Origin of the sequence: Ramlibacter ginsenosidimutans (assembly GCF_016654015.1) — a bacterium.
GTDB classification, from domain to species: Bacteria; Pseudomonadota; Gammaproteobacteria; order Burkholderiales; family Burkholderiaceae_C; genus Ramlibacter; species Ramlibacter ginsenosidimutans.
The window spans coordinates 1-9525 of the sequence record NZ_JAEPWM010000024.1; the positions used below are offsets into that span (position 1 = coordinate 1).

At 68.6% G+C, this 9525-nt stretch carries 9 protein-coding genes and 1 pseudogene; 9 read left to right on the forward strand and 1 reads right to left on the reverse strand.

Annotated elements, in window-relative coordinates; all coding sequences use genetic code 11:
- The 9 genes from JJB11_RS25740 to JJB11_RS25780 all read left to right on the forward strand — a co-directional run.
- Positions 1 to 975 (forward strand): sodium:solute symporter family transporter (locus tag JJB11_RS25740; RefSeq protein WP_422917868.1); only part of this gene is annotated, 975 nt, incomplete at its 5' end.
- Positions 976 to 1088: 113 nt separating this feature from the next.
- Positions 1089 to 1451 carry an FmdB family zinc ribbon protein gene (locus JJB11_RS25745; RefSeq protein WP_201178182.1) on the forward strand — a complete coding sequence of 121 codons (363 nt, stop codon included), beginning with the start codon at positions 1089 to 1091 and terminating at the stop codon, positions 1449 to 1451.
- A 7-nt stretch (positions 1452 to 1458) separates the two neighbouring features.
- Positions 1459 to 2076 (forward strand): DUF502 domain-containing protein, encoded by a 618-nt coding sequence (locus JJB11_RS25750; RefSeq protein ID WP_201178184.1) that lies wholly within the window; start codon positions 1459 to 1461, stop codon positions 2074 to 2076.
- A 56-nt stretch (positions 2077 to 2132) separates the two neighbouring features.
- The gene (gene aspS, locus JJB11_RS25755) at positions 2133 to 3920 is read left to right on the forward strand and encodes an aspartate--tRNA ligase (protein WP_201178196.1); all 1788 of its coding nucleotides are present in this window, start codon (positions 2133 to 2135) and stop codon (positions 3918 to 3920) included.
- A 158-nt stretch (positions 3921 to 4078) separates the two neighbouring features.
- Positions 4079 to 4534, forward strand: a complete 456-nt coding sequence (gene nudB, locus JJB11_RS25760) for a dihydroneopterin triphosphate diphosphatase (RefSeq protein ID WP_201178186.1) — start codon at positions 4079 to 4081, stop codon at positions 4532 to 4534.
- Positions 4531 to 5259 carry an endonuclease/exonuclease/phosphatase family protein gene (locus JJB11_RS25765; RefSeq protein WP_201178188.1) on the forward strand — a complete coding sequence of 243 codons (729 nt, stop codon included), beginning with the start codon at positions 4531 to 4533 and terminating at the stop codon, positions 5257 to 5259. Before nudB ends, JJB11_RS25765 begins: the two co-directional genes overlap by 4 nt.
- Before the next feature lie 21 nt (positions 5260 to 5280).
- Positions 5281 to 6483 (forward strand): cardiolipin synthase ClsB, encoded by a 1203-nt coding sequence (clsB, locus tag JJB11_RS25770; RefSeq protein WP_201965112.1) that lies wholly within the window; start codon positions 5281 to 5283, stop codon positions 6481 to 6483.
- A gap of 55 nt (positions 6484 to 6538) precedes the next feature.
- Complete coding sequence (locus JJB11_RS25775; RefSeq protein ID WP_201178192.1) at positions 6539 to 7573, forward strand: ligase-associated DNA damage response exonuclease; 1035 nt, start codon at positions 6539 to 6541, stop codon at positions 7571 to 7573.
- A gap of 67 nt (positions 7574 to 7640) precedes the next feature.
- Positions 7641 to 9365 (forward strand): ATP-dependent DNA ligase, encoded by a 1725-nt coding sequence (locus JJB11_RS25780; RefSeq protein WP_201178194.1) that lies wholly within the window; start codon positions 7641 to 7643, stop codon positions 9363 to 9365.
- Between the two features lie 52 nt (positions 9366 to 9417).
- Here JJB11_RS25780 and JJB11_RS25785 read toward each other — a convergent pair.
- Positions 9418 to 9525 (reverse strand): annotated as a pseudogene (locus JJB11_RS25785) (IS30 family transposase); the annotation flags it as partial.

Genomic DNA, 9525 nt, shown 5'->3' on the forward strand with positions numbered 1-9525 from the left:
TTCCTGGCGGTCGCGTGGACCGACTTCATCCAGATGATCGTGCTGGTGGTGGGCCTCACCATCATCGCCATCTTCTCCGCCGACCTGGCCGGCGGCGCCGACAAGGTGCTGGCCCTGGCGTCGCCCAAGGACCTCTGGAACTTCCTGCCCGCGCCCTCGCTCACCGACATGGCGTTCTTCGTCGCGGCGGGCGTGACGATGATGCTGGGCAGCATTCCGCAGCAGGACGTGTTCCAGCGCGTGATGTCGGCGAAGGACTCGAAGACGGCGCGCAACGGTGCGGTGATCGGCGGCGTGTCGTACATCCTGTTCGCCTTCGTGCCGATGTTCATCGTGGCGAGTGCGGTCGTGGTGATGGGCGACCACGCGATGGAGCTGGCGAAGAACGACTACCAGCGCGTGCTGCCCACCTTCGTGCTGACGAAGATGCCGCTGGTGATGCAGATCCTGTTCTTCGGGGCGCTGCTGTCCGCGATCAAGAGCACGTCGTCGGCGACGCTGCTGGCCCCGTCCACCAGCTTCGTGGAGAACATCCTGAAGAACCTGCGGCCCCGCATGAGCGACCGGCAGCAGCTGTTCGCGATGCGGGCGACCATCGTGACCTTCACGGCGCTGGTGCTGGCCTACGCCATCGCAATGAAGGGCACCTCCATCTACGAACTGGTCTCGGCCGCCTACCAGGTGACGCTGGTTGGCGCCTTCGTGCCGCTGGTGACGGGCCTGTACTGGAAGCGCTCGACCACCCAGGGCGCCATCGTGTCGGTCGCGGCGGGCGTGGCGGCCTGGATCCTGTTCTTCCCGCAGGTAGGTGGCGAGGCGCTCGCCAAGGCCTTCCCCGGCCAGCTGGCGGGACTCGCGGCCGGCTTCATCGGGATGATCGCCGGCTCGCTGGCGCCGCAGGTGCTGCGCAACCGCCACGAGGCCGTGCACCACGTGCAGGGCCTGCCCGCGCAAGCTGGGCGCAGCCCCGCCTGAGCGGGTGAGCTCGCAAGTCCCCTGGGCCGGCCGGGCACCGAGGGGCGCGAGGGCTTGTGATCCGGGGGCTCGCCTATAATTTAAGGCTTTGCACCCTTAGCCCAGACACAGCCATGCCCATCTACGCTTACAAGTGCGGCTCCTGTGGCCATGCCAAGGACGTCCTGCAAAAGGTCTCCGACGCACCTCTGACGGTCTGCCCGTCCTGTGGTGCGGAGAGCTTCTCCAAGCAGATCACCGCTGCCGGCTTCCAGCTCAAGGGCTCGGGCTGGTACGTGACCGACTTCCGTGGCGGCAGCAAGGGCGCGGGCTCCGAGTCCGCGCCGGACAAGGCCGCCGACAAGGCAGCGGACAAGCCGGCCGAAGCCGGCAAGACCGACAGCGGCAAGAGCGACAGCGCCAGCACCCCCAGCACCAAGTCGGACGCGCCGAGCGCGTCGGCCGGTGGCTGCGGCGCTTCCTGCGCCTGCCACTAGGACCGCGATGGCTGCCCTGCGCAAATGGTTGCTGGCGGGGCTGCTCGTCATCGTGCCGGTGGCCATCACGGTCGCCGTGCTGCGCTGGATCATCGGAACGCTGGACCAGACGCTGCAGATCCTGCCGGAAGCCTGGCAGCCGGACCATCTCATCGGCGTCCACATCCCCGGCTTCGGTGTCGTGCTGACGCTGGGCATCCTGCTGATTGTCGGCGCGGTCACCAGCAACTTCGTGGGCCGCCAGCTGGTCCACTTCGGTGACCGCATCGTCTCCCGCATCCCGGTGGTGCGCGGGATCTATTCCAGCGTCAAGCAGGTCTCCGACACGCTGTTCTCCGAAAGCGGCAATGCCTTCCGCACCGCGGTGCTGGTGCAGTGGCCGCGGACGGACGTGTGGACAGTCGCCTTCGTCACCGGCGCGCCCGGCGGCGACGTCAAGACCTACCTGCGCGGCGAAGAGTACGTGAGCGTGTACGTACCCACCACGCCCAACCCCACGGGCGGCTATTTCGTGATGCTGCGCAAGAGCGACTGCATCGAACTCAAGATGAGCGTCGACGAGGCGCTGAAGTACGTGGTGTCCATGGGCGTCGTCGTCCCGGCCACCGCCCAAGCGAACCGCTGAAGCCGGCCCGCCGCCGGCTTGTCCTTTCCCCTGAGAGTTTTTCCATGTCCCAATCCATGCGTTCCACCTACTGCGGCCTGGTGACCGAAGCCCTGATGGGCCAGACCGTGACCCTGTGCGGCTGGGTGAACCGCCGCCGCGACCATGGCGGCGTGATCTTCGTGGACCTGCGCGACCGCGAAGGCTACGTGCAGGTCGTGTGCGACCCGGACCGCCCGGAGATGTTCAAGACCGCCGAAGGCCTGCGCAACGAGTTCTGCATCCAGGTCAAGGGCCTGGTGCGCGCGCGCCCCGAAGGCACCGTCAACGACCACCTCAAGAGCGGCAAGATCGAAGTGCTGGCGCAGGAGCTCGTCGTGCTGAACCCGTCGGTGACGCCCCCGTTCCAGCTCGACGACGAGAACCTGTCGGAGACGACGCGCCTGCAGCACCGCGTGCTGGACCTGCGCCGTCCGTACATGCAGAACAACCTCATCCTGCGCTACCGCGTCACGATGGAGGTGCGCAAGTTCCTGGACGCCAACGGCTTCATCGACATCGAGACGCCGATGCTGACAAAGAGCACGCCGGAAGGCGCGCGCGACTACCTGGTGCCCTCGCGCGTGCACGACGGCATGTTCTTCGCGCTGCCGCAGTCGCCGCAGCTGTTCAAGCAGCTGCTGATGGTCTCGGGCTTCGACCGCTACTACCAGATCACCAAGTGCTTCCGCGACGAGGACCTGCGCGCCGACCGCCAGCCCGAGTTCACGCAGATCGACGTGGAGACCTCCTTCATGACGGAGGAGGAGATCCGCACGATGTTCGAGGGCATGATCCGCAGCACCTTCAAGAACGTGATCGGCGTCGACATGCCCGCGTTCCCCGTGATGAAGCACGCCGATGCGATGCGCCTGTACGGCTCCGACAAGCCGGACCTGCGCGTGAAGCTGGAGTTCACCGAGCTCACCGACGTGATGAAGGACGTGGACTTCAAGGTCTTCTCCGGTCCCGCCAACGCGGAGGACGGCCGGGTGGTCGGACTGCGCGTGCCCGGCGGTGCGGAGATGAGCCGCGGCGAGATCGACGGCTACACCGAATTCGTGAAGATCTACGGCGCCAAGGGCCTCGCGTGGATCAAGGTCAACGACGTGGCCGCCGGCCGTGACGGCCTGCAATCGCCGATCGTGAAGAACCTGCACGACGGCGCCATCGCGGAGATCGTCAAGCGCACCGGCGCGCAGAACGGCGACCTGGTCTTCTTCGGAGCCGACAAGGCCAAGGTGGTGAACGACTCCATCGGCGCGCTGCGCGTGAAGGTGGGCCACAGTGCATTCGGCAAGGCCCACGGCCTGATGGAAGGCCAGTGGAAGCCGCTGTGGGTCGTGGACTTCCCGATGTTCGAGTTCGACGAGGAGGCGCAGCGCTGGAACGCGGTGCACCACCCGTTCACCTCGCCCAAGGACGGCCACGAGGACTGGCTCGAGACCGACCCGGGCCGTTGCCTGGCCAAGGCCTACGACGCCGTGCTGAACGGCATCGAGCTCGGTGGCGGCTCGGTCCGTATCCACCGCGAAGAAGTGCAGAGCAAGGTGTTCCGCGCGCTCAAGATCAGCGAGGAGGAGGCGAAGGCCAAGTTCGGCTTCCTGCTGGACGCGCTGCAGTACGGTGCGCCCCCGCACGGCGGCATCGCCATCGGCCTGGACCGCTTCGTGATGCTGATGACGGGCGCCGAGTCCCTGCGCGACGTGATCGCCTTCCCGAAGACCCAGCGCGCCCAGGACCTGCTGACCCAGGCGCCGGGACCGGTGGACGAGAAGCAGCTGCGCGAGCTGCACATCCGGTTGCGCAATCCCGCAGCGGCTTGACCGTTTCCGCGGAACGAATGAAAAGCGGCCTTCGGGCCGCTTTTTCCTTGGCTTTTCGCCGGATCGTGGCGGCCCGCGATGGGGCAGCCCCATCCTGACCCGGCCCCAAGGGCAGGCCAGCACGCCCCGAATCTTCGCCATCGCGTATTCTGTGGCGCGTGACCCCGGACCGCCCCTACAAGATCCCGCTGTCCGTCCTCGTCGTGATCCACACGCCCGCCCTGGACGTGTTGCTGATCAATCGCGCCGACACACCCGGAACCTGGCAGTCGGTGACCGGCTCCAAGGACACGGAGGACGAGACCTTCGAGCAAACCGCGATCCGCGAGGTGCGCGAGGAGACCGGCATCGACACCTCCATCGGCAAGCTCACCGACTGGAACATCGAGAACGTCTACACGATCTACGCCCATTACCTGCACCGCTATGCACCGGGCGTGGCGCGCAACCGCGAGCACGTGTTCGGCCTGTGCGTGCCCGCGGGCACGCCCGTGACGCTCAATCCGCGCGAGCACACGGCCTACCAGTGGCTGCCCTGGCGGGAGGCGGCCGACCGGTGCTTCTCGCCGTCGAACGCCGAGGCGATCCTGATGCTGCCAGAATTCATCCAATGAGCGTCCTGCGCATCGCCACCTACAACATCCACAAGGGCGTGCAGGGCCTCGGCCCCGTGCGCCGCCTGGAGATCCACAACCTGGGGCATGCGGTGGAGCAGCTGGACGCGGACATCGTGTGCCTGCAGGAAGTGCGCAAGCTGCATCGCCGCGAGGAACGCTACTTCACCCGCTGGCCGGAACTGCCGCAGGCCGAATTCCTCTGCCCCGAAGGCTACTTCGCGGTCTACCAGACCAACGCGAAGACCAAGCATGGCGAACACGGCAACGCGCTGCTCTCGCGCTGGCCGGTGGTGTCGCAGGGCCACGAGGACATGTCGGACCACCGCTTCGAGCAGCGCGGGCTGCTGCACGTGCAGGTCGAGGTCGGGCGCCGGGAGGTGCACGTGATCGTGCTGCACCTCGGACTGATCGCGGCCAGCCGCGCGCGGCAGATCGAGCAGCTCTCGCGCTATGTCGAACGCGAGATCCCGCGCAAGGCGCCGCTCGTGGTCGCCGGCGACATGAACGACTGGGGCGCCAAGCTGCGGCCCGCCATGAACAAGATGGGCCTGCAGGACTTCGCCGGCGAGCGCCCGTGGACCTATCCCTCGCGCATGCCGCTCGCGCAGCTCGATTTCGTGTACGCCCGCGGCATGAAGCCGGTGGGCCTGGAAATCCCGCGCGGGCGCATCTGGTGGCGCATGTCCGACCACCTGCCGCTGATCGCGGAGTTCAGGCTGTAGCGGGCGAGCATGCGCCACGCTATGCCGCCCCTGCGCGCCGGCCACCATCTCCAGCTGCTGGAGGGCAGCCGCCATTTCTTTCCCGCGCTGGTCGCGGCCATCGATGCCGCACGCAGCGAGGTCCTGCTGGAGACCTACATCTTCGACACGACGGGCACCGGCGCGGACGTCGCCTATGCGCTGGAGCGCGCGGCGCGGCGGGGCGTCACGGTGCACCTGGCCATGGACGGCTTCGGCACGCCGGAGCTGCCGCCCTTCTGGCAGATGCGCTTCGACGCCGCGCGCGTGGAGTGGGCGCTGTTCTCGCGTCCGGGCGCGTTCGGGCTGCTGTCGCCGGGGCAGTGGCGGCGGCTGCACCGCAAGCTGTGCGTGGTGGACGGCACCGTCGGCTTCTGCGGCGGCATCAACATCCTGGACGATCTGCACGATCCCAACCACGGCGCGTTGCTTTCGCCGCGCTTCGATTTCGCCCTGCGCGTGGAGGGACCGCTGGTGCGGCAGATGCACGACACCATGCAGCGGCAATGGTCCCGCATCGAGGCGGTGGGCCAATTGCGCAAGGCGCGCCTGAGCGGTGCCTTCGAGCGCCTGCGCGCAGGTTACCGGGCGCCGCAGCCGGAGCGGCCGGTGCCGCAGGACGCGCGCAACGCCCGCGCCGTCCTGCTGCTGCGCGACAACCTGCGCAATCGCGCGGTGATCGAGCGTTCCTACCTGCGCGCGATCGGCCGGGCGCGCTCGGAGATCATCATCGCCAACGCCTACTTCGTGCCCGGCGGGCGCATGCGGCGCGCGCTGGTCAACGCGGCGCGGCGCGGCGTGCAGGTGAACCTGCTGCTGCAGGGCCGCTACGAGTACTTCATGCAGTACTACGCCTCGCGCCCGGTGTTCGGGGCTTTGCTGCGCGCGGGCATCCACATCCACGAGTACGCGCCCAGCTTCCTGCACGCCAAGGTCGCGGTCGTCGACGGCCGCTGGGCGACGGTGGGTTCGTCCAACCTCGATCCGCTGAGCCTCCTGCTCGCGCGCGAGGCCAACGTGGTGGTGGAGGACGAGGGCTTCGCGCGGCGGCTGCGCGACCGGCTGGTGGACGCCATCGCCAACGAAGGCCGCGCGATGGATCCCGCCGCCTACGAGCGCAGGCCGCCGTTCCAGCGGCTGAAGGAGCGGCTCGCGCTCGTGATCATGCGCGTGCTGCTGATGATCCAGGGGAAGAAGTACCTGTGAGCCGCCGGGCCGCCCCAAGGCGAACCCCGCAGCGCGTCGCGCGGAGGGTGGTCCTGTGACCGCGGGCGACCTGGTCGTGCATCGCCCCGAGGGCCTGTACTGCCCGCCCGGCGATTTCTACATCGACCCCTGGCGCCCGGTGGCGCGCGCGGTGATCACGCATGCGCACTCCGACCACGCGCGCTTCGGCCACGGCCACTACCTGGCGGCCGCGCCGGCGGAAGGCGTGCTGCGCGCGCGCCTGGGCGACATCACGCTGCAGGTGCTGCCTTACGGCGAGCGCATCGTGCACCACGGTGTCACCTTGTCGCTGCATCCCGCCGGCCATGTGCTGGGCTCCGCGCAGGTGCGGCTGGAGCATCGCGGCGCGGTCTGGGTCGCGAGCGGCGACTACAAGGTCGCGCCCGACCCGACATGCGCGCCCTTCGAGCCGGTGCGCTGCGACGTGTTCATCACCGAGTCCACCTTCGGCCTGCCGATCTACCGCTGGTGCCCCGACGACGAAGTGTTCGCGGACATCGACACCTGGTGGGCCCGCAATGCGAGCCACCAGCGCGCCAGCGTGCTGTGCTGCTATTCCTTCGGCAAGGCGCAACGCGCGCTGAACGGCGTCGATCCGTCCATCGGCCCCATCATCGTGCACGGCGCGGTCCGGCCACTGAACGAGGCCTACCGCGCCGCGGGCGTCTCGCTGCCCGACACGCTGATGGTCACGGAGGTGAAGGACAAGGCGGACCTGCGCCGCTGCCTGGTCGTGTGCCCGCCCGGCGCCGCGGCCAGCCCGTGGCTGCGCCGGTTCGGCGACGCCCAGACCGCGTTCGCCAGCGGCTGGATGCAGGTGCGCGGCAACCGGCGGCGCGGCGGCTATGACCGCGGCTTCGTGCTGTCGGACCACGCGGACTGGCCGGGCCTGCTCGAAGCCATCGCCGCGACCGGCGCCCAGCGCGTGATCGTCACGCACGGCAGCTCCAACGCGATGGTCCGCTACCTGCAGGAACGCGGGCTGCAGGCAGAGGCCTTCCAGACGGAATACGGCGACGATGTCGTGGAGGCGGACCTGCAGGCGACGACGCCGGAGGAAACGAAGTGAAGCGCCGCGGCCGGACCGGCACGCAGGCGTTCGCGCCCCTGCCATCGCGCGCCTGCGGTTCGCCGACATGAAGCGCTTCGCCCGCCTCTTCAGCGAACTCGACGCCACCACCTCGACCAACGAGAAGGTCGAAGCGCTCACCCGCTACTTCGCCGAGGCGCCCTCGCGCGATGCGGCGTGGGCCGTCTACTTCCTGGCGGGCGGCAAGCCGCGGCAGGTGGTGAAGACCGCGTCGCTGGTCGGCCTGGCGTGCCACCTGGCGCAGATCGACTACTGGCTGTTCGACGAGTGCTACCAAGCCGTGGGCGACCTGGCCGAGACCATCGCGCTGGTGCTGCCGCGCGGCGACGAACCTTCGGACGTGGGACTCGCCGAGTGGGTGGAAGACCGGCTGCTGCCCTTGCGCGGCCTGCCCGACGAGGAAGTGGCGAAGCGCGTGGGGCAGTACTGGTGGGAGCTCGATGCGCTGGGCCGCTTCCTGCTCACCAAGCTGGTGGGCGGCGGCTTTCGCGTGGGCGTGAGCAAGTTGCTGGTCCAGCGCGCGCTGGCCGCGCATGCGGGCATCGACGCCAAGCGCGTGGCGCAACGGATGATGGGCTACACCGACGGCAAGACGATGCCCTCGCCCGAGCGCTACGAACAGCTCGTCGCGCAGGCGGAGGAGGGCGTCCCCGAGCAGCGCGACGCCGGCCAGCCCTATCCCTTCTTCCTCGCGCACCAGCTGGACGCGCCGCCGGAGCTGTTCGCCGCCCGGCTGGGCCCGGTGGACGAGTGGATGGTGGAGTGGAAGTACGACGGCATCCGCGGCCAGGTGGTGAAGCGGGCAGGGCGCGTGTGGATCTGGTCGCGCGGCGAAGAACTCGTGACCGAGCGCTTTCCCGAGATCGAGGCGCTGGCGCAGAGCCTGCCGGACGGCACCGTGCTCGATGGCGAGATCCTGGTGTGGAGCGAGGAAACGGACCCGGAGACCGGCGAGGTCCGCGGGCGCCCCGCGCCCTTCGCGCTGCTGCAGCAGCGCATCGGCCGCAAGAACCTCACGAAGAAGATCCTCGCCGAGGCGCCGGTCAGCTTCATGGCGTACGACCTGCTGGAGCAGGATGGCGAGGACCTGCGCGGACGCACGCAGCAGGAGCGGCGCACGCGCCTGGAGTCGCTGCTGCAGCCGACCGCATTCAAGGTGTCGCCGGTGGAGACCGCAGCGTCGTGGCTGGAGTTCGCCAGCCGCCGGGAACGCTCGCGCGACCTGGGTGTGGAGGGCTTCATGCTCAAGCGCCTCGACGCCGCCTACGGCACGGGGCGCACCAAGGCCGAGGGCCTGTGGTGGAAGTGGAAGATCGATCCGATGAGCGTGGACTGCGTGCTCGTGTACGCGCAGCCGGGGCATGGCCGGCGCTCCTCGGTGTACACCGACTACACCTTCGCCGTGTGGAATCGCGCGCCGGCCAGCAAGGAAGAGGCCGACGCGGTGGTCGAGGCGATCGCGCGCAAGGAGCCGCCGCAGCCGGATGCATTGCAACTCGTGCCCTTCGCGAAAGCGTATTCGGGCCTCACGGACGAAGAGTTCCGCAAGGTGGACGCCCTGATCCGCCGGCACACGGTGGAGAAGTTCGGACCGGTGCGCAGCGTCAAGCCCATGCTGGTGTTCGAGCTGGGCTTCGAAGGCATCAACCGCTCCGGCCGGCACCGCAGCGGCATCGCCGTGCGTTTCCCGCGCATGCTGCGCATCCGCGAGGACAAGCCGCTGCACGAGGCCAACACGCTGCAGGATCTGGAGGTGTTGCTGGGGTTGTGAGTTGGAGAGTTAAACCCAACAACCGGACGCAGAGGACGGCGGATTCAACCGGTCACCGCAACAGTGCCTTGGCTAGTGTATCGGCCGGGGTGCTATAGCCAAGGGTCTTGCGTGGACGGGTGTTGAGCCTGTCGGCCACAGCATCGAGCTGGTCCTGACT

Excerpts from the sequence above, each read along its gene's own strand:
- JJB11_RS25745 (WP_201178182.1), top strand. The coding sequence starts at position 1,089 with ATGCCCATCTACGCTTACAAGTGCGGCTCCTGTGGCCATGCCAAGGAC.
- JJB11_RS25750 (WP_201178184.1), top strand. The coding sequence starts at position 1,459 with ATGGCTGCCCTGCGCAAATGGTTGCTGGCGGGGCTGCTCGTCATCGTG.
- aspS (WP_201178196.1), top strand. The coding sequence starts at position 2,133 with ATGCGTTCCACCTACTGCGGCCTGGTGACCGAAGCCCTGATGGGCCAG.
- JJB11_RS25765 (WP_201178188.1), top strand. The coding sequence starts at position 4,531 with ATGAGCGTCCTGCGCATCGCCACCTACAACATCCACAAGGGCGTGCAG.
- clsB (WP_201965112.1), top strand. The coding sequence starts at position 5,281 with ATGCCGCCCCTGCGCGCCGGCCACCATCTCCAGCTGCTGGAGGGCAGC.
- JJB11_RS25780 (WP_201178194.1), top strand. The coding sequence starts at position 7,641 with ATGAAGCGCTTCGCCCGCCTCTTCAGCGAACTCGACGCCACCACCTCG.